Source organism: Flavobacterium luteum, assembly GCF_008806775.1.
Classification (GTDB): domain Bacteria; phylum Bacteroidota; class Bacteroidia; order Flavobacteriales; family Flavobacteriaceae; genus Flavobacterium; species Flavobacterium luteum.
In genome coordinates this window covers 186,121-209,731 of sequence record NZ_WAEM01000003.1, presented here as the reverse complement: position 1 = coordinate 209,731, position 23,611 = coordinate 186,121, and the positions used below count along the sequence as shown (strand labels likewise).

The 23,611-nt window shown below is 32.7% G+C and carries 24 protein-coding genes and 1 tRNA gene; 13 read left to right on the top strand and 12 right to left on the bottom strand.

What is annotated here, in order from left to right:
* Nucleotides 1–8: 8 nt before the first annotated feature.
* From F6464_RS08175 to F6464_RS08165, 3 genes are all read left to right on the top strand, one after another.
* Nucleotides 9–82: transfer RNA gene (locus F6464_RS08175), tRNA-Asp, on the top strand.
* 254 nt (nt 83–336) lie between these two features.
* Nucleotides 337–984, top strand: coding sequence for a queuosine precursor transporter (locus F6464_RS08170; RefSeq protein ID WP_151107318.1), 648 nt, complete (start codon nt 337–339; stop codon nt 982–984).
* Nucleotides 985–1,545: a DNA-3-methyladenine glycosylase I gene (locus F6464_RS08165; protein ID WP_151107317.1), complete on the top strand. Its 561-nt coding sequence runs from the start codon at nt 985–987 to the stop codon at nt 1,543–1,545.
* On the opposite strand, the gene aat is transcribed toward F6464_RS08165, so the two are convergent.
* The gene (aat, locus tag F6464_RS08160; RefSeq protein WP_151107316.1) at nt 1,542–2,189 is read right to left on the bottom strand and encodes a leucyl/phenylalanyl-tRNA--protein transferase; all 648 of its coding nucleotides are present in this window, start codon (nt 2,187–2,189) and stop codon (nt 1,542–1,544) included. The two genes, F6464_RS08165 and aat, sit on opposite strands and share 4 nt — an antisense overlap.
* Nucleotides 2,190–2,305: 116 nt before the next feature.
* On the opposite strand from aat, the gene F6464_RS08155 reads away from it, so the two are divergent.
* Nucleotides 2,306–3,034, top strand: coding sequence for a phosphatase PAP2 family protein (locus tag F6464_RS08155; protein WP_225318049.1), 729 nt, complete (start codon nt 2,306–2,308; stop codon nt 3,032–3,034).
* 28 nt (nt 3,035–3,062) lie between these two features.
* Here F6464_RS08155 and F6464_RS08150 read toward each other — a convergent pair whose 3' ends face one another.
* Both F6464_RS08150 and F6464_RS08145 read right to left on the bottom strand, forming a co-directional pair.
* Entirely contained in the window at nt 3,063–3,437 is a 375-nt protein-coding gene (locus F6464_RS08150) for a DUF3127 domain-containing protein (protein ID WP_151107315.1), read from the bottom strand.
* 10 nt (nt 3,438–3,447) lie between these two features.
* Nucleotides 3,448–4,323: a flavin reductase family protein gene (locus tag F6464_RS08145; RefSeq protein WP_151107314.1), complete on the bottom strand. Its 876-nt coding sequence runs from the start codon at nt 4,321–4,323 to the stop codon at nt 3,448–3,450.
* 275 nt (nt 4,324–4,598) lie between these two features.
* Here F6464_RS08145 and F6464_RS08140 point away from each other — a divergent pair, with 275 nt between their 5' ends.
* Together F6464_RS08140 and F6464_RS08135 are read left to right on the top strand one after the other, a co-directional pair.
* Nucleotides 4,599–7,241 carry a starch-binding protein gene (locus tag F6464_RS08140; RefSeq protein ID WP_151107313.1) on the top strand — a complete coding sequence of 881 codons (2,643 nt, stop codon included), beginning with the start codon at nt 4,599–4,601 and terminating at the stop codon, nt 7,239–7,241.
* Between the two features lie 135 nt (nt 7,242–7,376).
* Nucleotides 7,377–8,522 (top strand): sensor histidine kinase, encoded by a 1,146-nt coding sequence (locus tag F6464_RS08135; protein WP_151107312.1) that lies wholly within the window; start codon nt 7,377–7,379, stop codon nt 8,520–8,522.
* A gap of 72 nt (nt 8,523–8,594) precedes the next feature.
* Here F6464_RS08135 and F6464_RS08130 read toward each other — a convergent pair whose 3' ends face one another.
* The 5 genes from F6464_RS08130 to F6464_RS08110 form a co-directional block, all read right to left on the bottom strand.
* Complete coding sequence (locus tag F6464_RS08130) at nt 8,595–9,140, bottom strand: hypothetical protein (RefSeq protein WP_151107311.1); 546 nt, start codon at nt 9,138–9,140, stop codon at nt 8,595–8,597.
* 240 nt (nt 9,141–9,380) lie between these two features.
* Nucleotides 9,381–9,710 carry a hypothetical protein gene (locus F6464_RS08125; protein ID WP_151107310.1) on the bottom strand — a complete coding sequence of 110 codons (330 nt, stop codon included), beginning with the start codon at nt 9,708–9,710 and terminating at the stop codon, nt 9,381–9,383.
* Between the two features lie 218 nt (nt 9,711–9,928).
* Nucleotides 9,929–13,339 (bottom strand): hypothetical protein, encoded by a 3,411-nt coding sequence (locus F6464_RS08120; protein ID WP_151107309.1) that lies wholly within the window; start codon nt 13,337–13,339, stop codon nt 9,929–9,931.
* Between the two features lie 86 nt (nt 13,340–13,425).
* The gene (locus tag F6464_RS08115; protein WP_151107308.1) at nt 13,426–14,685 is read right to left on the bottom strand and encodes an aspartate kinase; all 1,260 of its coding nucleotides are present in this window, start codon (nt 14,683–14,685) and stop codon (nt 13,426–13,428) included.
* On the bottom strand, nt 14,685–15,158 hold the full coding sequence (locus tag F6464_RS08110) for a GNAT family N-acetyltransferase (protein WP_151107307.1): 474 nt from the start codon (nt 15,156–15,158) through the stop codon (nt 14,685–14,687). The genes F6464_RS08115 and F6464_RS08110 overlap by 1 nt, the downstream gene beginning before the upstream one ends.
* A gap of 170 nt (nt 15,159–15,328) precedes the next feature.
* On the opposite strand from F6464_RS08110, the gene fbp reads away from it, so the two are divergent.
* On the top strand, nt 15,329–16,348 hold the full coding sequence (fbp, locus tag F6464_RS08105; RefSeq protein ID WP_151107492.1) for a class 1 fructose-bisphosphatase: 1,020 nt from the start codon (nt 15,329–15,331) through the stop codon (nt 16,346–16,348).
* 33 nt (nt 16,349–16,381) lie between these two features.
* Here the strand turns inward: fbp and F6464_RS08100 are convergent, their stop codons facing one another.
* Nucleotides 16,382–16,813 (bottom strand): tellurite resistance TerB family protein, encoded by a 432-nt coding sequence (locus F6464_RS08100; RefSeq protein ID WP_151107306.1) that lies wholly within the window; start codon nt 16,811–16,813, stop codon nt 16,382–16,384.
* 172 nt (nt 16,814–16,985) lie between these two features.
* Between F6464_RS08100 and F6464_RS08095 the strand changes: the two genes are divergently transcribed.
* The 4 genes from F6464_RS08095 to F6464_RS08080 are packed head-to-tail and all read left to right on the top strand — an operon-like array spanning nt 16,986 to nt 20,127.
* Nucleotides 16,986–17,570 carry a HupE/UreJ family protein gene (locus F6464_RS08095; protein ID WP_151107305.1) on the top strand — a complete coding sequence of 195 codons (585 nt, stop codon included), beginning with the start codon at nt 16,986–16,988 and terminating at the stop codon, nt 17,568–17,570.
* Between the two features lie 55 nt (nt 17,571–17,625).
* Complete coding sequence (locus F6464_RS08090) at nt 17,626–18,054, top strand: deoxycytidylate deaminase (RefSeq protein WP_151107304.1); 429 nt, start codon at nt 17,626–17,628, stop codon at nt 18,052–18,054.
* Between the two features lie 11 nt (nt 18,055–18,065).
* Entirely contained in the window at nt 18,066–18,530 is a 465-nt protein-coding gene (locus tag F6464_RS08085) for a hypothetical protein (RefSeq protein ID WP_151107303.1), read from the top strand.
* Between the two features lie 19 nt (nt 18,531–18,549).
* Nucleotides 18,550–20,127, top strand: coding sequence for a S41 family peptidase (locus F6464_RS08080; protein WP_151107302.1), 1,578 nt, complete (start codon nt 18,550–18,552; stop codon nt 20,125–20,127).
* A gap of 11 nt (nt 20,128–20,138) precedes the next feature.
* On the opposite strand, the gene F6464_RS08075 is transcribed toward F6464_RS08080, so the two are convergent.
* From F6464_RS08075 to F6464_RS08065, 3 genes are read right to left on the bottom strand one after another with little or no spacing between them, the layout of a single operon-like run.
* A complete protein-coding gene (locus F6464_RS08075) occupies nt 20,139–20,744 on the bottom strand; it encodes an FAD-dependent oxidoreductase (RefSeq protein WP_151107301.1) in 606 nt (201 codons plus the stop codon).
* A 3-nt stretch (nt 20,745–20,747) separates the two neighbouring features.
* Complete coding sequence (locus tag F6464_RS08070; protein ID WP_151107300.1) at nt 20,748–20,948, bottom strand: hypothetical protein; 201 nt, start codon at nt 20,946–20,948, stop codon at nt 20,748–20,750.
* 40 nt (nt 20,949–20,988) lie between these two features.
* Nucleotides 20,989–21,564, bottom strand: a complete 576-nt coding sequence (locus F6464_RS08065) for a MarC family protein (RefSeq protein ID WP_151107299.1) — start codon at nt 21,562–21,564, stop codon at nt 20,989–20,991.
* 185 nt (nt 21,565–21,749) lie between these two features.
* Between F6464_RS08065 and F6464_RS08060 the strand changes: the two genes are divergently transcribed.
* Nucleotides 21,750–22,316, top strand: a complete 567-nt coding sequence (locus F6464_RS08060) for a DUF3109 family protein (RefSeq protein ID WP_151107298.1) — start codon at nt 21,750–21,752, stop codon at nt 22,314–22,316.
* A 263-nt stretch (nt 22,317–22,579) separates the two neighbouring features.
* Entirely contained in the window at nt 22,580–23,557 is a 978-nt protein-coding gene (locus F6464_RS08055) for a ribonucleotide-diphosphate reductase subunit beta (RefSeq protein WP_151107297.1), read from the top strand.
* The last annotated feature ends 54 nt before the right edge of the window (nt 23,558–23,611 follow it).

The window sequence follows — 23,611 nt, the reverse complement described above, 5'->3', positions numbered from 1 at the left end:
TAAGCAGAGGTTTGGTAGTTCAGTTGGTTAGAATACGTGCCTGTCACGCACGGGGTCGCGGGTTCGAGTCCCGTCCAGACCGCTAAAATTGGGAAAGGTTTTCAGAAATGGAAACCTTTTTTGCCCAAAAAAAGTATTTAAGATAGTTGTGTTGTTTTCGCTAAGGCTTTGTAACCCTTAGCACGGTTTAGTAGTTAGACCAATGAAAAGCTGTCCACTTTTGTGGAGAGCTTTTTTGATATAAAGACATTTTATTTTCTACTTTTAAAATGTTCTGTATCAATTTTTTGAAATCTAATTAATGGTTTTAACCAAAATTAAATAAAACAAAAAAATATGTTTAAAACCCGTAAAGACTTTGTTTTTGTAATTCTAGCTGGGATTTTTATCACCAATGCCATAACTGCAGAATTAATAGGCGGCAAATTAATACAAATTGGTCCTTTTGTAATGAGTATTGGTATTTTACCTTGGCCCATTGTTTTTTTAACCACGGACTTAATAAACGAATATTTTGGCGAAAAAGGTGTGCGTAATCTCTCTATTATTACTGCTTGTTTAATTGCTTATGCATTTCTAATTTTATTAGTAGCAATAGGAATACCCGCAGCTAAAGGAATAAGCCCAGTAAATGACGAACAATTTCACGCCGTTTTTGGACAAAGTATGTGGATTATTGTGGGCAGTATTATTGCGTTTTTGGTTTCACAATTGATAGATGTAACTGTATTTTGGTTCTTTAAAAATAAAACTGGTGATCAAAAAATCTGGTTAAGAACTACTGGTTCAACAATAATATCCCAGCTTTTCGATTCATTTATTGTTTTAGGCATAGCGTTTTGGCTGCCCGGGAAAATCAATTTTAATACTTTTATGACCTCCGCACTAACGGGTTACACTTTTAAGTTGGTTATTGCAGTAGTCTTAACTCCATTAATTTATTTTGGACATCATGTTATTAAAAAATATTTAGCAAAAGAATAAATGACAGAAAAAGTAAGATGCAAATGGTGTTTATCCAATGAGCTGTATAAAAAATACCACGATCAGGAATGGGGAGTACCCGTTTATGACGATAGAACTTTATTTGAATTTTTAATTCTCGAAACCTTTCAAGCTGGATTGAGTTGGATTACTATTCTAAACAAAAGAGAGAATTTTAGAAAAGCTTTTGACGGTTTTGATTATAAAAAAATAGCCCTTTATAACGAAGATAAAATTCAGGAATTAGTCCTAGATTCAGGAATTATCAGAAATAAACTCAAAATTCGCTCAGCTGTTTCAAATGCTATCGCTTTTATAAATGTACAAGAAGAATTTAGCACCTTTTCAAACTATATTTGGGGATTTGTTGATGGCAAACCTTTAATTAACAATATAAAAACCCTTTCGGAAGTTCCAGCTACAACATCACTTTCAGATACAATTAGCAGAGATTTAAAAAAAAGAGGATTCAAGTTTGTAGGTTCTACTGTTGTTTATGCGCAAATGCAAGCTACAGGTATGGTAAACGACCATGTGTTAGATTGTTGGAAAAGAACCTAATTTGTTTTCTTGGCATTTAATATCCGCATAAACGCATTTCTAGAAATTTCAAAAGCCCCTAATTGCTCTAAATAATCATTGTGCAATTGACAATCTAATAAAACATAGTTGTTTTCTTTTAAATATTCGACTAGCATTACAAAAGCAACTTTACTTGCATTCGAAACTTTTGAAAACATACTTTCACCACAAAAAACATGACCTAAATCTACACCATATAACCCCCCTACTAATTCGTCATTTTGCCAAACTTCAAAAGATATCGCTTTTCCTAACTGGTGTAGTTTTGTGTAGGATTCAATAATGTCATCTGTAATCCAAGTATCAACTTGACCTTTCCTTTCTATTTTTTGACAATTATAAATTACGGCTTCGAAATCTTTATTCATCGTTATCTTAAAGAGGTCTCTGTTAAGAATGTTCCTGATACTTTTAGACACTTTATAATTGTGAGGATTAACTACCATTCTTTCCGAAGGCGACCACCAAAGAATGGGCTCATCATCAGAAAACCATGGAAAAACTCCACTTCTATAAGCCAGCAACAATCGTTCTGTAGACAAATCGCCTCCTACAGCTAAGATCCCTTCGAAAGACGCCTCTTCTACTGGCGGGAAATACAATTCTTTGGTTAAAAAATACAATACAATGGCATATTGAGTGAATAAAAACTTTACATTAGTTGCAAATTTAAACTATAATTGTTTTCATGGAAAACTTCTTTAGATTGATTTTATTATGTTTAAATGCATATATAAAAATGAAAATGAACTTTTTATCAATATTATTACTCCTTTTTTTTAATGGAAATGCACAACGAAACGATACTCTTTCATCAATAAAAACTCACAATAAGCTATCCTATAAACAATTTATTGCACCAGCGGCTTTAATTACTAGTGGTTTTTTACTGAAAGACACTCCCTTAAATATAAATTTACAAAAAGATATTAGAAATACAACTGGAACTAATTTTAAAAGTAATGTTGATGATTTTTTATTGTTTACTCCTATTGCTCAAATTTATGGTGGAAATTATTTAGGTTTTAAATCTAAAACCGAGTTTAAAAATCAAACATTGAATATTACTATTTCAAACGTAATTACGTATGGAATTGTGTTTTCAATGAAAAGAACTTTTAAAGAAGAAAGACCCGATTTATCTGATAACGGAAGTTTTCCTTCTGGTCATACTGCTTTAGCTTTTACAAATGCTTCATTATTGTTCTATGAATATAAAGACTCTAATGTTTGGTATGCTAACAGTGGTTTTCTATTTGCTTCAGCAACCGGAATATTAAGAATTGCCAATAACAAACATTATACTTCAGACGTGCTTACTGGAGCAGGAATTGGTCTTGGTGTAGGATTGGCTGTTTCATATTGGAATCCCTTTCAATCGATGTCTTTTGGCAAAAAGAAAACCCATGCAATACTTTTTCCGCAAATTGGAAATCAATATGGCATAGGTTTATTAATTCGGAACTAAAAAGTTTATTAGTTTCTTTTCCTAAAGCTTAAAAAGGCAAATCATCATGTTCTTCCTCAGTAAAATTCGCAGCTGGCTCAAATGCTGCTGCTGCAGGCATTGGAGGTACTTGAGTTTGCGGTGCTTCAGAGGCTAATTTTTCGATTCTCCAACCTTTAATCGAATTAAAATACTTAGTTTCCCCTTGAGGATTAACCCATTCTCTTCCACCTAAATTGATAGAAACTTTTACATTTTCACCAACTGAAATCGCATTTAATAAATCAGCTTTATCTTGAACGAATTCAATCATAATACTTTGAGGATACTGCTCATCTGTAGTTACAACTAATTCTCTTTTCTTAAATGTTGGGCTTACTTGTTGTTCTGCTCCAACTACTTTTACTTTTCCTGAAATTTCCATAATATAAATTTTATTGTTTTGACAAAAGCACCTTCCAAGCGGTAAGCACTTCATTTTTATCTAAATATTTTTTGGCTAATTGGTGTTTTTTTACTTCATCATCAGCACTTAAAACACCTTTCAGTTCAAAATTTTGTTTTACAAATATAGCAACTTCTTTGTTTGTAGGCAAGGATTCTATATTTCCTAATAATCCTAAATCATTTCCATCAAAAACAGCACTTTCTTTAATAAAATCTGGAATAGCATCAACACCAATCCCAAAAGTAGCTAAGGGTTTTGGGACTTCAAACAAGCCTTTATTGGAACGTGAATACCAATTGCCTCCCATTCTAGAAACTAAATCTATTTTATATGGGTCAATTATTCCATTGTCATCTAAAATAGTTTCATCGATATGTATTTTCAAAACTTCACAAATAACTAAATTTCCGGCTCCACCTTGATTCCCAAGGCTTATGATGTCATTGACTTTACATTCAAACTGTATAGGAGATTCTTTAACCCTATATGGTTTTACAATATCTGAAGGGATTTGGGTTAAACCAGATTTCAAAAATTCGTTTACCCCCTCAGGATATTCTGTACTTGCCAATGACATTTGCTGAACAATATCAAAATTTACAACATTTATGACCACTTCACGAGTAGCTTCGGCATTTATTAAAGTATGTTTTACAGTATTGTCTCTAACACGCCTTGCTGGGGAAAAAATCAGTATTGGCGGGTTCGAACTAAAGACATTAAAAAAACTAAATGGAGATAAGTTAGGTTTTCCCTTTTTGCTAATCGTACTAGCAAAAGCTATTGGCCTTGGAGCCACTGCGCCCTGTAAATAATCTTGAAGTTTGGCTAGTGATAAATCTTTTGGCTCTACACTTATCATACAATTACTGTTTATACAAAAATAACGAAAAACAAGGCACTTTATTTAAGCACTAGATTACTTTTATTTCCTAATTATTAAAATGCTGATTGTCTGAGCATTTATATTATGAATTTATAATTATTTATTTATCAACAATACACGGAGCTATAACGTTATAGTTTAAATTTTACACATTAAAATGCCTTAAATAAAAATTTATTGTATAAAAAATTGAAAAAAAATATTAATTTCATAAAAAATTAAATAAACCTTAACCTAAATTAAACTTATTTATGAAATCAGAAAAATTAAAATTATTTATTAAAAGTCTACTAATATTGTTGCTATTTTTTAGCACTTCTTTTAACTCAAAAGTTATAGCGCAATCAGCTGCAAACGTAAATGATATTATGTTTCAGGCTTTTGGCTGGGATGTTCATACACAAGCTTCTGTTTCATCAGAAGGCGGACTCTATAATTTCTTGAAAAACCGAACTAGCGGTTATGCTGCTTCTGGTTTCAATGTAATTTGGTTACCGCCACCAAGTAAGTCTACAGGTGGTGTTGGATATATCCCCACCGAATTATTTAACTTTTCTCAAACTTCGTATGGAACAGAAACTCAATTAAGAGCTTTATTAACCGCTATGAATACTAGTACCCCTAGAATTCATCCAATGGCTGATATTGTTGTAAATCATAGAGGAGGAACAACCAATTGGACCGATTTTACCAATCCAACATGGGATTGCAGTTCTATAACAAGTACTGACGAAGCAAATTTTGGAACAATATCAGGAGCTAGGCCTTGTGGAACTCCGGATACTGGGGAAGATTTTAATGGCGGAAGAGATTTAGATCACACCAATTTACAAGTTCAAAACGGGGTTAAAGAATACCTTACTCGATTAAAAGGTTTAGGCTTTGATAGTTGGAGATGGGATGTTGCTAAAGGTTTTTCTGCTGGCTTTTTTGGTGATTATGTTAATTCGTCTACTCCATATGCTTCGGTGGGTGAATATTGGGATGGGAATACGGCTACATTAAAATCTTGGATAGATGGAACTGGAGGAAAATCTGCTGCATTTGATTTCAGTTTATATTATAATGCCCTACAACCCGCCATTAATAATGGTAATTATGGTGCTTTGGCTGGTTATCCTGGCTTGGCTGGACAATTTGGCTATGCTGACAAAGCTGTGACTTTTATAGATAATCATGATACATTTGTTAAGCCTGGTAGTTTTGTAACTAGTGACAACATCATGAAAGGGTATGCCTATATTCTTACTCATCCTGGAATGCCTTGTGTTTTTTTTCCTCACTACTACGGAGGGACTTATCAGAAAGACGGTGTTACTGTAGTTTATACTGCTAATAAAACCGCTATTGATAACCTAATGGCGATTCGAAAATCAAATGGAATCAATGCTTATAGTTCTGTTGTAGTTTCAAATACAATTGGATTTTACTCCGCTACTATCGATAATAAAGTAGTTGTGAAAATTGGTCCTGGTTTATGGAATCCTGGCACTGGCTGGACTTTAAAAACATCAGGTGTAGACTATGCTGTTTGGGATAAAACAACGGTAGTAGTAGATGTTCCTAGTTTGACAATCGCTCCAATTGGCGGTACTTTTGTTACTGGATCGACTGTTAATGTTGTTCTAACTGCTAATAATTCAACTTCAACAATATTTTACACCTTAGATGGTTCAACACCAACTACTGCTTCTTTATCTGCTGTAGGAACAAAATCATTAGCTATAACAAGTACAACCACTTTAAAAGCATTGGTAACAAATACAGCAAATGTAAGTTCTGCTGTGTCAACTCAAGTTTATTCGTTTTCTACTCCAGTAGTAGATGTTCCTGCTTTGACTATCGCTCCCGTTGGAGGTACATTCTTTACTGGGTCAACAGTTAATGTTGTTTTAACTGCAAACAATTCAACCTCAACCATTTTTTATACATTAAATGGTACAACTCCAACTACTGCTTCTTTATCTGCTGTAGGAACAAAATCATTAGCTATAACAAGTACAACCACTTTAAAAGCATTTGTAAGAAACACAGCTGGAACTAGTTCTGCTGTAGCAACTCAAGTATATACTTTTTCTGCTCCAACTACTTTTACAGTTTATTTCAAAAAACCATCTAATTGGAGTACGGCTGTCAAAATCTTTTACTGGGGTGTTACCGGAACAGCTCCTGCTGTTACTTGGCCCGGTGTAGCAATGACTTTAGATTGTGGAAGTTGGTATAGATTTACGTTCCCATCAACTGTAAGTGCTTCAAATATAATTTTTAATGACGGAACCCTACAAACTGCTGACTTAAGTGCAACCGCCGGCATCAGATATTATGACAATGGCTGGCTGGCTACTGCACCAACAAATAGATGTTCAACAACTCTAACTGTATATTTTAAACCGCCAACCACCTGGGGCACAGTTATTCCTAGAATTCATTATTGGAACGCATTACCTACAGGTAGTGTAGCCAATACTACTTGGCCTGGAATCAGAATGGTTGCCGATGTAAATGGATTTTATAAATACACTATAGTAGGGCCAACGTCGGTAAATATTGTTTTCAATAATGGCAAAACCGGATCAGCGAATCAAACCCCTGATTTATTAAACAAAACTGACGGCTATTCTTACACATGGGGGGCGGCTGCAAGAATGTCAAACCCTGAAAACTCTAAAACCAAATTGGTTGTGTATCCTAATCCAGTATCTGATATTCTCCAAATTAGTTCCCCATCGGCTATTCGGAATTTTAAAATTACGAATATCCAAGGAGCAGTTTTACAACAAGGAAAACCAATTGAAAACGCAATTGATGTAAGTAATTTAAGTTCTGGTCTTTATTTTTTACAAATGAAACTTGAAAATGGAGAAGAACAAATACAAAGGGTTATAAAAAAATAAACAATTGCATACATTTGAATCAAGGCTTAAACATTTAATTTGTTTGAGCCTTTTTTTTGAAAATATATTTCCCGAAGTTTATTTTATAATCTAAACACATTTATTTCGTTATATTTATTCCGTAAAATAATATATATGCAGTTTTCTAATAGAAAAAATACTACTCGCTGGATCTTAATTGCAGCTTCTTTTGTTATTATCACTTTAATTCTATGGAATACTTATACTTTTTTTCAAATTTTTAAAAACGAAGAACGCGTAAAAATGGAGATTTGGGCAGAAGCTCAAAAAACATTAAAAAATGTAGATGAAAATACCGACATCGAACTTCCATTAAAAATATTTCAAAATGCAAGCATTCCAATTCTTTTAATGGAGAATGACACCATAATTAATAGCAAGAATATTGACGAGGAAATATTAAAGAATAAATCAGAATCTTCAAAGCTATTAGTAAAACTTAAGGATCAGAATGAGCCAATTAGCATTGAATACGTCCCCGGTAAATTTATTTATTTATACTATGGAGATTCTGATTTGTTAAACAAACTAAAGTATTATCCAATTGCTTTAGTTGTCATTATTGTATTATTTGGCGCATTAGTTTACAATTTTTACAGGAGTACAAAAATGGCCACTCAAAATAAACTTTGGGCCGGAATGGCAAAAGAAACTGCTCATCAAATAGGAACTCCTTTATCTTCATTAATTGGTTGGTTAGAAATAATGAAAGCCGATAATGTTGATGAAACCACAGTTTCTGAAATTGAAAAAGACATTACTAGGTTACAAACCATAACCGATAGGTTCTCGAAAATTGGTTCAGAACCTGTGCTTGAACTTCGAGACATTGTAAAAGAAACAAAAGAGTCCTATGACTATTTGCAATCGCGTTTTTCCAAACAAGTTGTTTTTTCATTTAAAGCGCCCACAAAATCGATTTTGGTTTCTATAAATCCTGCTTTACATAGTTGGGCAATAGAAAACTTAGTAAAAAATGCCATCGATGCCATGAAAGGAAAAGGACAACTAGCGGTAATTATTGAAGAAGAAGGGAGATTTGTGAAAATAAAAGTATCTGATTCAGGGAAAGGAATTCCTAAAAATCAATTTAAAACTGTTTTCGAACCCGGATTTACAACTAAAAAACGCGGTTGGGGTTTAGGGCTGTCGCTAACAAAACGAATTGTTGAAGAATACCATAAAGGTAAAATAAAAGTGTTGAGTTCAGAAGTGAATAAAGGCACAGTCATGCAAGTAAGTTTTAAAATTGAAGCGTAAAAAAAGGATGTCAACTTTAAAGACATCCCTTTTTTCTATTGTAAAACCCATTTAGGATAGTGACTAAAAATATTACTTATCGTCAGAAATGTAGGTTTTATTTCCGTTTGAATTGATGTAATATTTTCCACCTCTAGGACCTGTGTATACTTTTTTTCCGTTGTATTCTCCGGTAACTTTATCAGCAATTTTAGGCGCTTTTTCGGTTGTTTCTTTAATTTTAGTTGCTGCTTTTTTGGTTTTAGACGCTACCTTATCGTCAACCTTTTTGGTTTCCTTTTTTGCTTTTTTAACAACCTTATCGGCTGATTCTTTTGTTTCTTTTTTGGATTTAGCAGTAGCTTTTTCTTTTTTAGCATCGGCGTCTGCTTTTTTAGCAGCTGCTTTTCCTTTTTTCTCTTTAACTGTTTTGGCTGTTTTTTCAGTTTCTTTTTTTGCTTTAGCTTCAGCTTTTTTCGCTTCTTTTTTTGCTGCAGCTGCGGCTTCTTTTTTAGCGTCAGCTTTTTCTTTTTTTAATTTTGCAGCTTTCTCTGTTTTAGCTTTTTTAGCTTCGGTTTCTTGAGCATAAAATGTGCTTGAAAAAACAACTAGAAAACACAATAACAATACTTTTTTCATGATAGTTTGATTTTTAAGTTTTTAATAGAGATTAAAGTTACTAATTTGAATTGATTTTTACGAACTCTTGCTCTTTTTTATACCTATTTTTTAAGTTGCCGCACGAATTATTTTATATGGTTTATAAATTATGAACATTATTTCAATCTTTTTTCTGTATAAGACAATTCATAATCATCCTTTTTAATTTAATAATCTCACTGCCAAACGAATGGATTCATGCGGGAGCGGGGTTTTACTTTAAGACTTCGGGGAATAGATTACTTTTACTCTTCTCAAACTATCAAAATGAAATTCAATATAAGGATAACTATCATTATTCGTAATGTAGCAAAATCGCTTTTTAATAATAGTGTCTGGTTTTCCAATAATAGATAAAATGTCTTCTTGACTCATTTGAGATTTTATCCTTCTCGAATTTAAAATATTCGCCTTTCCTTTTTTTGCATCAACACTCCAATGTGCGGCGAAAAATATATATCCAATAATTAAAACCGCAAATATAAGTCCTGATAATACTATCGTTTTACTCTTTTTCATCACAATATTTATAATATTAAAGTCTCCCATTTGAGATAATTGTAGTCAAATTTATGTTGTTGGGATTTGACAAATACTGCTACCGCACGAATCCTTTCGTGTGGTACTCTAAATTAAAGATCAAACATATTAAAACTACTACATCTTCAATTAATCTTTTTTGACCTACATAATCAATATCACTAAATTACATTACCTTTCAAAATTATAAAGGTAAATAATTTATTATAAGGCCAATTAATAAAACTTTAAAAATAAGCTCTCAATTGCACATTTCCAGTATGAATAGTTGGGCTGGTTTCGCTTTTTCGTCCTTGGTAATTGAGATTAATATCTAGAAATTGAGTTATGCTTTTTTGAATGAGCAAGCGCCACGTAGTGTTTTGTCCCGGTTGCAAGCCTTCTAACATTTGAAACCCAGCCGCTGACAATTCACTACCATTAAATTTATTTTCATAAAGAGAAAATTCACCGTTCAGTGTCAGGCGCTTTTCGCTAGCATAATTAAAAGAGGTGCCTATTCGGGTTTGTTGTAACGTTTCTAATTCGCCAATTTTATTTAATTTATTCTGAAATTCGCAAAACAAATCCCAACTCGCGTTTCTAGAAAACAAATAGGAAATTTTTGGAGCAACTTGATACCCTGAAATGGTGTAGTTTCTAAACGCAAAATTTTCAACTAAGGATTGGGTTCTAATCGTTTTTGAATTCAGTCCAAACAACCAGCTTTTTTTATACAAATGCTGGTACTGCAATTGGTGCGAGCTATTGTTGTTTTCAAGTGAACCAACTGATAATAAATTCTTCGATTGACTGTCTAAATACGTATAGGTAATGGAGTGGTCCTGCTTTCCTCTGTTAAAAAACAAACTGTTTCTGAAACTTACATTCAACCCAAATAAATTTTCTTCAGAAGTGTTAAACGGATTTAAATCGAAATTGCTTCCGTTGCGTTCTATTTTTCGATCAACTAAATAGGATGTTTGGTTGTAAAAATAAGAAATAATCTTTCTGAAACCCTTTTCATTTTGCCATTGATTGGGATTGAAAGTTACCGTAGCTGAGAATTTGTTTTGATGTGTCTTTCTAAAAACTTGATTGGGTAAAAACACCCGAACATACTTGGCTTGATCTGGAAAAGGAGCCACTTCAAACTCTTGTAATTCTTGAATTCCGTTGGCATTATAGTCATTCCAAGTATAAACACCTTGACCAGGTTCAACTTCTAAATAGGTAAATTCTTGTTGCGGAATGGTTCCAGAAGCGGTTTCGAAAGCAGTTGTTGTTTGAACAAGTTGTTTAAAAAATCGAGAACTGTACAAAATTCTAGAATTTAATGAGGGTTCATTGTCACGAAGAGCATCAACATATTTCAAGTTTCTATAATTGACAAAAACAGCCAAATCACTTCTCTCATTTTGAATTAATTTTGATTTCAAATAATAGGATTGCGACGTATTAACTCGTTTTAAAAATCCGCTTTGCAAACTATCATTCTGACGGTGGAGATAGCCAATCTCAGTATAAACTTTAGTACTATCACCTCTTCCGAGAAAAGCACCATATTCTATAAATTTTTGACTTAAAGCAGAGAATTGGTTCGTAGCTTTTATTTGTTCTTTGTTATCTTCTAATCTAAGACTGGCACCAACCCAGTTTTTCTTAAAATGATACCGTGTTTGCGCTTGATTTCTGATAAATTTAGAGTCTGATAAAGTGCTACTGCTGTTTAAGAAACTGCCTTGATTTTGAATGTTCCAATTTTTAAACTTAAATAACGCATTACTATTATGGCGGCTACCTGAAAAGGATTTGGTAAAATCGAGTTTTTCTATTTGATAGGTAAATAATCCTTTTTTTGGCAAATTAAAATTCAATCCGGATATCAGCAAACTTTGATTTCCTGCAACAGTTGTCAAATTCCAATCTCTATTAAACTCTATGGTAAACAAACGCTCAATTGTTCTGAAATCCTGTTGCACAAACTGAAAATTAGCAAAGGCATCCACTTCCCACTTTCCAGTAAAGAGCCGTTTTTTTGCATTTATTTTTCCAGCCAAACCTTTATTATTGCTATCGTCTTCAGAAGAAAATAAATTCAAGTCGTTGTTGCTCACACCCAATTCAAAATCAATTGCGCTTTTTTCAGATGGGCTGTAAGCACCCATGATGGTTGCAATTTGAATTTTTGTTGGGGCAACCAATCGTGTAATAGGCTCGTAACTTCCTTGTTTTACATTATTGATTGACGCTACATAAGAATAAATTTTACCCACCGCAGCTGCATTTGATATCGTATAATTTCCCAAGCCATTTCCAACAAAACTAAATCGAACATTGTATGAAACAGCAGAAGGATTGTCAGAATATTCGAAAATTTCTTGTCCGTTTTGTGTTACTTTTTCATATAAAATTCTATTTTCAGAATAGGATTCATTTACTGCCGATGGAGCTGTCATTAAATCAGGATTGTCACCAGCAGTTCCTAAAATTTGAGCCTGCTCTGCTGATAATTCTTGTTGTAAAGGTTGGTTTTTTATATCATTTTCAGAATAGACATAAGCACCAATATTCCAATTTTCTTTTTCATGAGTAGCACCAAAATAAGTCACAAAACGAGTGTAGTTTCTGTCAGAATATTGATATTCTATAGCAATTCGCATCTCGGAAGTTATAGGAAAAAGCGATGTAAACGTAACTTCGCCTGCATTATAATCTATGGTATAATCATTATTTTCTCCTCGTTTTAACAAAATCCCATTAACAAAAACACGTTCTGATCCTGAAATCACCAATACAAACAACTCGCCATTAGCACCACGCAACTTATACGGACCTTGATTCCCTTCCTGACCTACAAAGTTGCTTTTAGTATATTGCCCACGTACTAATGCTGCCGATGCAAAAATATTGGTTTTGTTTTCAGGAGTTCCAAAAGAAAAATTAGAAGACAACCCCTGCACTTTTTTATTAAAATTCAGAAAACTAGATTTCCTATTTTCCATAAACAAATCGCCTGCTCTAACCAGCCATTTCTCACTAAAAAGTTCAATGAAAATTTGGTCGAACTCGTCTAATTTTTGCGAATATCCGCCATTTTGCAGGGGAATATTACTGTCTTGAATGGAAGCTCTCAAACTTACATTATCGGAAATTTTACCTGTGATTTGTAAATCGAGATTCGAATTTACAACTGCATTTTGGTTGTTGCCAATAGTGATTCCTCGAGTGATGCTTCCTGATGTATTTAAACCATCGAAAGGAATGAATTTTTGTACAGCATCATTAGAAACACGATACAAGTTTTTTTCGTTAGTATCATTATCAACTACACGACTGTCATCGTAAATACTGTATTGCTTGGTTAAATAATCCGGAAACTTTAAATACTGAACCGTGATTGAATCTTTATTAGACTTGAAATTTTCTTTTAAAAGTATGTCTCCTTTTTGAAAATTTATTTTGTAAAACGAGGTGTCAATAACTTTAGATTGATTATCAAGTAGTTTAAAAAAGCTCGAATTGATGCTAGTTTTTTCAATATGAATTGTGTCGTAAGAAACTGGAATTTTTCTGGTTTTATATAACGTATTAATTTCTTGGGCATGAAGTCCCGAAAAAACGCTTATAAAACCAAAAAAAAATAGTTTTTTTACCATAAAGATATAACGCCAACATATCAAAAGTAGTGTGTTTTTTTGATAATTCAAGGAGTTGAAATCTCTAGCTTTAATATGCTTTCAAATTAGCTTGCGTCTTTAGTTACAATTTGCATGGTTTCTCTACTGACTTGTTTTAATAAAACTTCTTTATTTTCTTCGACCATTTGCGAAGCTTTTTCATTAAAATGTCTGATAGTATAGAGAGAAACGTTTTCGTTATAAGAAACTTTAAATTTTTTGGCAAGGATGTTTTTCAACTCATTAAAGTTTCCAAATTTGTCTTCCACACAAATAGAAAAACTAATAGCTGAGTTTTGTATTAAACTTACTTTCATTTTGTATTGATGCAACAATCCGAATATTTCACTAATGTTCTCTTCCATGATAAATGAAAAATCGATAGAAGAAAGTGAGACTAGTAATTGATTTTTCTTTACAATGAAACAAGGTAGAAAAGGTACTAAATCTTCACCTTTAGAAACACTAGTGCCAGGTAATAATGGGTTTATAAATGATTTTACAAATAGTGGTATTTCCTTTTTCTGTAACGGCTGTAGCGTTTTTGGATGAATAACACTAGCACCGTAAAACGCTAATTCGATAGCCTCGCGATAGGAAATTTGATTCAGTAAACTGGCATTTTCAAAATATCTAGGGTCGGCATTCATAACCCCAGGAACATCTTTCCAAATAGTTACGCTTTCAGCATTAAGGCAATAAGCAAAAATTGCCGCTGTATAATCAGATCCTTCACGACCCAAAGTTGTTGTAAAGCCATTGTCATCATAACCTATAAATCCTTGAGTTATGTTTAGTACTTTACGCTTAACGTTTTTAGAAATGTTTTTTTGAGTAACCTCCCAATCTACTTCTGCATCACGGTAAGTAGAATCTGTTTTTATAAAATTTCGAACATCAATCCAGGTGGTTTTTATTCCCATAAAAGACATAAAATGAGAAAGGATTGTAGTTGAAATTAATTCTCCAAAACTCACGATTTGATCGTAAACAAAATTATAATTAGGTGATTTGTTGTGACTTAAAAAATATTCTAAATCAAAAAACAAATTGTTTACAGCAGTAAACACTTCGCTTTTATCGTCTTCAAACAAATCCAATAAAATTTGATTGTGGTATTTTTTTACTTCTTGAACAGTCGATTGTAAAGAAGCTGATTTATCAAAATATGCTGAAACTACTGTTTCTAAAGCATTTGTTGTTTTTCCCATAGCCGAAACTACTAGTAAAACATCTTCATAGCCTACTTTTTGTAAAACATCGTATACATTTTTAATTCCATCAGCATCTTTAACCGATGCACCACCAAATTTAAATACTCTCATTATAAATTTCTTAAAAAATTATCAATTCCTATTTCGTTCATTTGTGCCACTCTCCAATCGTCTAAAACTATTGCTCCCGATTTTTTGTAAAAATCAATTGCTGAAGTGTTCCAATCTAAAACGTTCCATTCAATTCTTCGAACACCATCTTTTTTCCCTTGAGCTATTACTTCTTTAAAGAGTGCAAAGCCTACACCTGATCCTCTCGTTTTTTCTTTAACAATCAAATCTTCCAAATGAATAGTTCTTCCTTTCCAAGTAGAATAACGGTAATAGTACAAAGCTACACCTACAATTTGCTCCTCAATTATTGCTATAAAAGTATAAAATAATGGGTTCTCACCAAAACCATCACGCTCCAAATCTTCAACGGTAACAACAACGGCATCTGGTTCTTTTTCAAAAGTAGCAAGTTCTTTAATGAGTTCTAAAACCGCAGCCATGTCTCGTTTTCTACCTTTTCTGATTTTCATTTAGTGCTGTTATTAAAAATAATTCAATATCTTATTGAATTACTGTGTTTTGTGTTGGTTTTTTCTTTTTGAATGGCAAATATACAAATCGAATGAATTTTTTAATAAAAATCATTTCTATTTCACAAAAAATACGATATTTGTGCGCTATTAACTACAACGATTTCGCATTGGAGGAACACAACAAAACATTAGGGGAATTTATCATTGAGAACCAAAGTGAATTTCAATATTCTTCAGGAGAATTATCAAGAATCATCAACTCTATTCGATTGGCGGCCAAGGTAGTAAACTATAAGGTAAACAAGGCTGGTTTAGTAGATATTGTTGGGGCTGCAGGCGAACAAAACATTCAAGGCGAGGATCAACAAAAGCTAGATGTTTACGCCAATGAGATTTTTATTCAAACGCTTATTAATCGTGAGATTGTTTGTGGAATAGCATCCGAAGAAAATGATGATTTTATAACCGTTGAAGGGTCAGACAAAAGCCATAATAACAAATACGTAGTATTAATGGACCCGTTAGATGGCTCTTCAAATATTGATGTGAATGTGCCTGTCGGAACTATTTTTTCAGTTTTCAGAAGAATTACCCCAATTGGTACTCCAGTAACTTTAGAAGATTTTTTACAACCTGGTATCAATCAAGTGGCTGCAGGTTATGTGATTTATGGTACTTCTACAATGTTGGTTTATACTACGGGACATGGCGTGAATGGTTTTACCTTAAATCCAGCTATTGGTACTTTTTATTTGTCACATCCCAATATGCAATTCCTGAAAGACGGGACGATATATTCTATTAATGAAGGGAATTATGTTCATTTTCCTCAAGGAGTAAAAGATTACATCAAATATTGCCAACTTGAAGAAGAAGACAGGCCTTATACTTCCCGATATATAGGAAGTTTAGTTTCTGATATTCATAGAAATATGATAAAAGGAGGCGTATTTATTTATCCTTCAAGTTCTAAATCACCAAAAGGTAAATTACGCTTGTTGTACGAATGCAATCCAATGGCTTTTATCGCTGAACAAGCTGGCGGAAAAGCTTCTGATGGTTTTGAAAGAATTATGGAAATTCAAGCAACAGAATTACATCAAAGAGTGCCGTTTTTTTGTGGCAGTTACAATATGGTAGAAAAAGCAGAAGACTTTATGATGAAAGCAAAATTGAGTAAATATTAGAAACAAAAGTTGTTGTCTTAAGAGCCTTTTTATCTATTTATTCATATTTTTCATTTCAAATATAAAAGTATCTAAATCTACTTTTTTATCCACCAACAAAAGAGCCTTATTGATTATATAATTTATGTTTCCAGGTGTAAATCCTAAAGCAATTCCAAATTTTCTTAACAATAGCTCTTGTTTGTCTCCTAGTTGATGATCGCTATTTACCATTCTGGCTAAATCGTACAAACGCTCTAATCGCTCTACGTATAAATAAGGCGGATTGATAGGGTATTTTAATGGGTTTTCTAAAATTTCTTCATACTCCTTAGGAGAAATTTCAAGATGTAAAGCTAGTTTATCTAAAAAAGCTTTTTCTTCAGCAGTACTTAATCCGTCTGCTAACGCCACTCGAACAATTGCTGAAAAATGACCTTTATTTCTATTTTTAAATTCGCTGTCAAATAAATCTGCTATAGACATGATTTCTATTATTTAGGTATACACAAATATAATCCTATTTCGTTTTTTATAAAAATATTTTGCTCAGAATTTTCTGTTTTTTAATCCTATTTTCTAATAAGTTAAATACCGCATCCTATTTTCAAATTTAATTGTAAATTTACATTCCCTAATCTGTATAAAAATAGGTGCTATGTCAGACTTTTGGATTTACTTTCAGCTTGCTTGGAGACATGTTCTAGATATTAAAAGCTATAATTTTATTTTATTTTTGGCAGCTTTAGCAATTCCCTACAGCTTTAGAGAGTGGAAAAAGCTTTTATTACTGCTGGCATTTTTTGCAATTGGAGAACTAGTAGCATTGTTGCTTTCTCTTTTTGGAATTGTAATTATTAAATTGAATTTGAAAGAATCCTTAATTCCTATAACTATTTTAATAACTGCTTTGTTTAACCTATTTATAATGGGGAAATCACAAAAAGGAAACGGTATCAATTGGATTGGGTTTTTTGTGCTCTTTTTTGGTATTATTCACGGGTTAGGATTTTCGCGTCATTTTAAATCGGTTACAACAGGTAATCTTTCGGACAAAATAGTACCGCTATTTGAGTACACTTTAGGAGTTCAAGCGGCTCAAATCTTAGTTATTGTTCTTGTTTTGATTTTATCCTATATCGTTCAAAACTTTTTTAGATTTTCGAAACGCGATTTTATATTAGCTTCGTCTTCTTTTATAATTGGAGTTGTTTTGCCTCAAATTATTAAAAGTATAATTTAACAAATCAACTATTTAAAAACACACCATTCATAGCTGCATTTTTATAAATCAATACATGGAATTAAAAAAATTAAACAAATACGACAAAGCCTATCTCCGAATCGCTAAGGAATGGGGTCTTCTGTCTTATTGCAAACGCAAACAAGTAGGGGCAATAATTGTTCGTGATAGGATGATTATTTCTGATGGATATAACGGAACACCGTCAGGTTTTGAGAATTGCTGCGAAGACGAAGACGGACTAACCAACTGGTATGTGCTTCATGCAGAGGCAAATGCCATTCTAAAAGTGGCTCGATCTACTCAAACTTGCGAAGGAGCAACTCTATATATCACGCTTTCTCCTTGTAAAGAATGTAGCAAACTCATACACCAAGCAGGAATTAAAAGAGTGGTATATCAAAATGGATACAAAGACACATCTGGGATTGATTTTTTAACCAAAGCAGGAGTTATTGTTGAACAAATAGAAGAATTAGATTAAAAAAAGCTATCATGAAAATTATCTTATTTGTTCTATTTTTAGTATTGCCACAATTTTCTATAATTGCTCAAGAAAAAGGAATTCTACTTCAAAAAAAGGATTCTGAAAGAACTGATTTTTTAGTAGAACACAAAAGAATAAAAGTAGTCACAACCGATGGCAGAAGCTTTTTTGGAAGATTTTCAATTATTGACGATAAAACCTTTTCAATAAATAACACATTAATCCCCATAGATTCAATAGAAAAAATTAAAAGAAAATCGCTGACTTCAACTATCACTACTCCAGTAATATGTTCACTAGGGATTATTTTCATTCTAGGAGGAACTGCGGTTGCAGCAACAGGAGGTTCTGAAGCAATTGTAGGGTTGGGTTTAATTTCCTCAGGTTTTACCTTACCATTAATTGCTTTAATATCTAATAGGCATCCAAAAAATCAATGGGAATTCTCTATAGGAGGCGTCCCATCTAACTAAATTATTTCAAATCTTACAAATGAAAAAAAGTCGCATCTTTTTTCCAATTCTTTTATTTTTTACGCTTGCTGTTGGTGTTTTACTTGGAGGCTATTTAAATTTTCCAGTTGAAAAACCGTTGGCATCAAAAAATAATTATAAAAACAAACTCTATAAAATTATTGATTTTATAGATAACGAATACGTAGATAAAGTAAATACTGATTCTATTATAGATTTAACGGTAAATGATATTTTAGCAAAGCTAGACCCGCACTCCGTTTATATTCCGCCAACTGAACAAACAGGAGTTGCTGAAAGTATGAAAGGTGATTTTGTGGGAATTGGAGTTAATTTTTATATGCTAAATGATACGGTTGCAGTAATAAAACCTATAGAAAATGGACCTTCTGAAAAAGCGGGAATCAAAGCAGGTGATCGAATTTTATATGCCAACTCCTGTAAATTATTTGGACGAAAATTACCTACAGATAGTTTATTTTCAAAACTAAAAGGAAAAGAAGGCACAGCAGTCGAATTAACTATTTTTAGAAAAAGCGAAAATAAAAAATACAAAATCAAAGTAAAAAGAGATGTCGTTCCAATAAAAAGTGTTGACGTTGCGACAATGGTAAACGCTACAATGGGCTACATTAAAATAAATCGATTTGCCGAAACTACCTACAAAGAGTTTAAATCAGGCTTACAAACTTTACAAAAAAAAGGAGCAAAATCAGTAATTATCGACGTTCGAGAAAACGGTGGCGGATACATGGAAATGGCTGCAGAAATTGCCGATGAATTTTTGAAAGACAAACAAGTAATCGTTTTTCTAAAAAACAGAAAAGGAAGAGCTGACAAGACATTTGCAACCGAAAAAGGAAGTTTTGAAACTGGAAAAGTATTTGTATTAATAGATGAAAATTCAGCTTCGGCTAGCGAAATTTTAGCTGGTGCCATTCAAGATAATGATAGAGGAATTATTGTAGGACGTCGCTCTTTCGGAAAAGGATTAGTACAACGCGAAATGGATTTTGAAGATGGCTCTGCAGTTCGATTAACTATTGCGAGGTATTACACTCCTTCGGGTCGCTCTATACAAAAACCTTATCAAAAAGGCAATGAAGATTATTTTAATGAATTTGGCAAACGATTTGAAAATGGCGAATTGTATGATAAAGACAGTATAAAAATTGCCGACACCTTAAAATTTAAAACCCTAAAAGGTAAAATTGTTTACGGGGGTGGTGGAATTGTACCTGATTTATTTGTTCCACTCGAAGGGAATAATGGCAATGAAAGTACCGTTTATATCATGCAGCAATCAGGAATTGTAGGTCGGTTTGCTTTTGAAACGCTAGATAAAAACAGAAATATTTTTAAGGGAATGTTGTTTGAACAATTTCTAGATAAAATGAATAAAACCGATTTGTATTTTAATGCTTTTCAGCACTATTTATCAAAGAATGGCGCAATAGTTAATTTAACAAAAAGTAAACCATTAGTAAAAAGATACTTGGCTGCTGAATTTGCCAAACAACTTTTTAATGAACAAAAATTCTATGAAATTATTTTAAAGGAGGACAAAATGATTCAGGCTGTTCTAAAATTAAAATAATCGCCGAAATATTATCTTATACTATCGTGAACGTGAGTTTCAATACCGTTGTTCCATAAAGTCAAAATATCGGTTGCAACGGCAGCTCCACTTCCCGCTGCAATAGCAAGTTGGCTTCTGTGACCAGCTAATGTTCCTGTTACATAAATTCCATCAGCCACTTTATGATCATTATTTTTAAGTTGGATTCTTAGTTTTTCAGGAAGTGATTTTTGGTGAGGTTCTACATACTGCAACAATCCTTCAATAGCAAATGTATTTGTTGAGCCAATGCCTATTAAAATACATTTTGTTGCATACGAACTTTTGTTGGTGACAACCCTAAAATCTGGAAAGCTACCCTCAATTTTAAGCACTTTTTCATTCAGGATTTGTAAAATATGAGGATATAATTGTGCCAAATGATCGATGCTTTCCGTTAGCAATTCAGAGCCCAATTTTCCGGGAGCGATTCCGTAAGCATTATTAAACAAAGCATCTTGTAGAGAGGAAGCTTTTTGATGGGTAATGATACCTATTTTTTTATCTGTAACAAAAGATTTGTTTTTAGCAGAACCCAAAACCAACGCACATGACATTCCAGAAACGCCACCACCTAAGATTAACACATCAAACATCAACTATTGATTTTTTGTTCTTTCTTGAATAATTTTTGACATTCTGAAAATAAGAAGAATAAAAACAGCGCATAACGATGCCACTATTCCTATTAAAGCAATAACACTATTGCCTTCTAATAAATGATCAAAATCAAGAAGCGTAACATTAAATCCTATTAAAGCCAATGCCAAAACAACTAATATAGAAGTAAAAATTTTCATTCGTAAAATTTTGTAGGGTGTGAAATTAATACATTTTTATTTACACAAATAAACCTTTAACATTAGCGGCAAATAATTTAACAGCTATAGCTAAAAGAACCACTCCAAAAGCTTTTCTTACCACGCCTAATCCTGTTTTTCCTAACATTTTTTCGATTTTAGAAGACGATTTTAAAACTACATATACCAAAATAATATTCAAGACAATAGCAATAACAATATTCTCGGCATGATACTGAGAACGCAAAGAAAGTAAAGTAGTCATAGTTCCCGCACCTGCAATTAAAGGAAAAGCAATAGGAACGATCGATGCTGAGCTAGCTTCTTCATCCCTATAAATGCGAATACCCAAAATCATTTCTAAAGCTAAAAAAAACAATACAAATGATCCCGCCACGGCAAAAGAGTGAACATCAATGCCTATTAAACTCAGGAATTCTTCTCCAATAAACAGAAAAACAATCATAATAATTCCAGCAACTAGCGATGCTTTTTCAGATTCTATGTGACCGTGTTTTTTTCTCAAATCAACAATAATAGGCACCGTTCCTACAATGTCTATTACTGCAAAAAGCACCATTCCTACGGTAATTATTTCTTTAAAATCCAGTCCCATGTTCTTGTTTTTTTGAAGTGCAAAAGTATTGATTTTATGTAGGTTAAACGCTAAATTGACGTTAATTTATTTTATGTTTGATAATTTATGTTGTTAAAACAATACTTTTATCAATAGCCTTTTTTAAAAAAGTCAAAGTCAAAATTTAACATTTAAAATTCAAAATTGCAAAGTATCTTTGCAATATGTTTCAACTAGGAAAAACCATTGTCTCCGAAGACATTTTACAAAAAGATTTCGTGTGTAATTTATCTGCCTGCAAAGGCGCTTGTTGCGTCGATGGCGATGCGGGAGCACCTTTAAGCTTAGAAGAAACTAAAATTTTAGAAGAAATTTATACCAAAGTAAAACCCTTTCTTCGCAAAGAAGGCATCTCCGCCATCGAAGCACAAGGCACTTGGACAAAAGGAACCGATGGCGATCTTGAAACTCCTTTAATAGAAAATAAAGACTGCGCTTACGTAATTTTTGACGGTAAAACGGCACTTTGCGGTATCGAGCAAGCGTATAATCAAGGTGCAATCGATTGGAAAAAACCCGTTTCTTGTCATTTGTATCCTATTAGAGTGAAGGATTTTACTGAATTTGCCGCCGTAAATTATGACCGTTGGGATATTTGTGACGATGCCTGCTCTTTAGGCAAGGAATTAGAAGTTCCAGTTTATAAATTTGTTAAAGAAGCCCTTATCAGAAGGTTTGGCGAAGATTGGTATTTAGAGCTCGAAAAAGTGGCTGAAGAACTGAAAAGATAATTTCAAAAGAAGTTTGTTTTTTCTTGTTTTGCACATCTAAAATCCTATATTTTACGGTAGTTTTTAACTTTTTACTATTTTTAAATAGCTGATTTTCAATATTGTAAAAATTTTAATAAAAATATTGAGAATACTCCCGTTTGTTAAAAACTAAAGCCGATTGTGAATAAGTTTGACTTTCTTTTTTGATTACAAATGACAATCTTTGTACTCGACAGAAAACATAATTTTTCGTTAAAATTTCAAAAAAACAAACCTAAGAGATGCCTCAGATTGAACCTATTTTACAAGAAAACAAAAATCGTTTTGTAATTTTTCCTATCAAACATCATGATATATGGGAATGGTATAAAAAAATGGAAGCCAGTTTTTGGACTGCAGAAGAGATCGATTTATCGCAAGATTTAAACGATTGGAACAACAAATTAAATAATGAAGAAAAATACTTCATCAAACATATTTTAGCTTTTTTCGCGGCATCTGACGGAATTGTAAATGAGAATCTAGCCGAAAATTTTGTAAATGAAGTACAATATGCCGAAGCGAAGTTTTTCTATGGTTTTCAAATCATGATGGAAAACATTCACAGCGAAACCTATTCGTTATTGATTGATACCTACGTAAAAGACGAAGCAGAAAAAAACGAGTTGTTTACAGCAATTGATGTTTTTCCTGCCATTAAGAAAAAAGCCGATTGGGCATTAAAATGGATTGAGTCTGATTCTTTTGCTGAAAGGCTTATTGCTTTTGCTGCAGTAGAAGGAATTTTCTTCTCAGGAAGTTTTTGTTCGATTTTTTGGTTAAAAAAGCGTGGGTTAATGCCTGGTCTCACTTTTTCAAACGAATTAATTTCTCGTGACGAAGGAGTGCATTGTGATTTTGCAGTGCATTTACACAATCATCATTTATTAAAAAAAGTTCCTAAAAGCAGAATAAGAGAAATTATTGTTGATGCACTAAACATCGAAAGAGAATTTATTACAGAGTCGTTGCCAGTGAGTTTAATAGGTATGAATGCTGGACTAATGACACAATACCTAGAATTTGTTACTGATAGATTGTTAGTTGAATTGGGATGTGATAGAGAATACAATACCACTAACCCTTTCGATTTTATGGATATGATATCTTTGCAAGGAAAAACCAATTTCTTTGAAAAGAAAGTAGCCGAATATCAAAAATCAGGTGTAATGAATACCGATTCTGACGCTCAAAAAATTAGCTTTGATGCTGATTTTTAAAAACGATACCATCTGTAATTTTCCAGATTAAAAAAGAAAATAAAACAAACAATT

What these genes read in the sequence shown, in the direction of transcription:
- F6464_RS08170 (WP_151107318.1), top strand. Translation starts at nt 337, where the DNA reads ATGTTTAAAACCCGTAAAGACTTTGTTTTTGTAATTCTAGCTGGGATT.
- F6464_RS08165 (WP_151107317.1), top strand. Translation starts at nt 985, where the DNA reads ATGACAGAAAAAGTAAGATGCAAATGGTGTTTATCCAATGAGCTGTAT.
- F6464_RS08155 (WP_225318049.1), top strand. Translation starts at nt 2,306, where the DNA reads ATGAAAATGAACTTTTTATCAATATTATTACTCCTTTTTTTTAATGGA.
- F6464_RS08150 (WP_151107315.1), bottom strand. Translation starts at nt 3,437, where the DNA reads ATGGAAATTTCAGGAAAAGTAAAAGTAGTTGGAGCAGAACAACAAGTA.
- F6464_RS08145 (WP_151107314.1), bottom strand. Translation starts at nt 4,323, where the DNA reads ATGATAAGTGTAGAGCCAAAAGATTTATCACTAGCCAAACTTCAAGAT.
- F6464_RS08140 (WP_151107313.1), top strand. Translation starts at nt 4,599, where the DNA reads ATGAAATCAGAAAAATTAAAATTATTTATTAAAAGTCTACTAATATTG.
- F6464_RS08135 (WP_151107312.1), top strand. Translation starts at nt 7,377, where the DNA reads ATGCAGTTTTCTAATAGAAAAAATACTACTCGCTGGATCTTAATTGCA.
- F6464_RS08130 (WP_151107311.1), bottom strand. Translation starts at nt 9,140, where the DNA reads ATGAAAAAAGTATTGTTATTGTGTTTTCTAGTTGTTTTTTCAAGCACA.
- F6464_RS08125 (WP_151107310.1), bottom strand. Translation starts at nt 9,710, where the DNA reads ATGGGAGACTTTAATATTATAAATATTGTGATGAAAAAGAGTAAAACG.
- F6464_RS08120 (WP_151107309.1), bottom strand. Translation starts at nt 13,339, where the DNA reads ATGGTAAAAAAACTATTTTTTTTTGGTTTTATAAGCGTTTTTTCGGGA.
- F6464_RS08115 (WP_151107308.1), bottom strand. Translation starts at nt 14,685, where the DNA reads ATGAGAGTATTTAAATTTGGTGGTGCATCGGTTAAAGATGCTGATGGA.
- F6464_RS08110 (WP_151107307.1), bottom strand. Translation starts at nt 15,158, where the DNA reads ATGAAAATCAGAAAAGGTAGAAAACGAGACATGGCTGCGGTTTTAGAA.
- F6464_RS08100 (WP_151107306.1), bottom strand. Translation starts at nt 16,813, where the DNA reads ATGTCTATAGCAGATTTATTTGACAGCGAATTTAAAAATAGAAATAAA.
- F6464_RS08095 (WP_151107305.1), top strand. Translation starts at nt 16,986, where the DNA reads ATGTCAGACTTTTGGATTTACTTTCAGCTTGCTTGGAGACATGTTCTA.
- F6464_RS08090 (WP_151107304.1), top strand. Translation starts at nt 17,626, where the DNA reads ATGGAATTAAAAAAATTAAACAAATACGACAAAGCCTATCTCCGAATC.
- F6464_RS08085 (WP_151107303.1), top strand. Translation starts at nt 18,066, where the DNA reads ATGAAAATTATCTTATTTGTTCTATTTTTAGTATTGCCACAATTTTCT.
- F6464_RS08080 (WP_151107302.1), top strand. Translation starts at nt 18,550, where the DNA reads ATGAAAAAAAGTCGCATCTTTTTTCCAATTCTTTTATTTTTTACGCTT.
- F6464_RS08075 (WP_151107301.1), bottom strand. Translation starts at nt 20,744, where the DNA reads ATGTTTGATGTGTTAATCTTAGGTGGTGGCGTTTCTGGAATGTCATGT.
- F6464_RS08070 (WP_151107300.1), bottom strand. Translation starts at nt 20,948, where the DNA reads ATGAAAATTTTTACTTCTATATTAGTTGTTTTGGCATTGGCTTTAATA.
- F6464_RS08065 (WP_151107299.1), bottom strand. Translation starts at nt 21,564, where the DNA reads ATGGGACTGGATTTTAAAGAAATAATTACCGTAGGAATGGTGCTTTTT.
- F6464_RS08060 (WP_151107298.1), top strand. Translation starts at nt 21,750, where the DNA reads ATGTTTCAACTAGGAAAAACCATTGTCTCCGAAGACATTTTACAAAAA.
- F6464_RS08055 (WP_151107297.1), top strand. Translation starts at nt 22,580, where the DNA reads ATGCCTCAGATTGAACCTATTTTACAAGAAAACAAAAATCGTTTTGTA.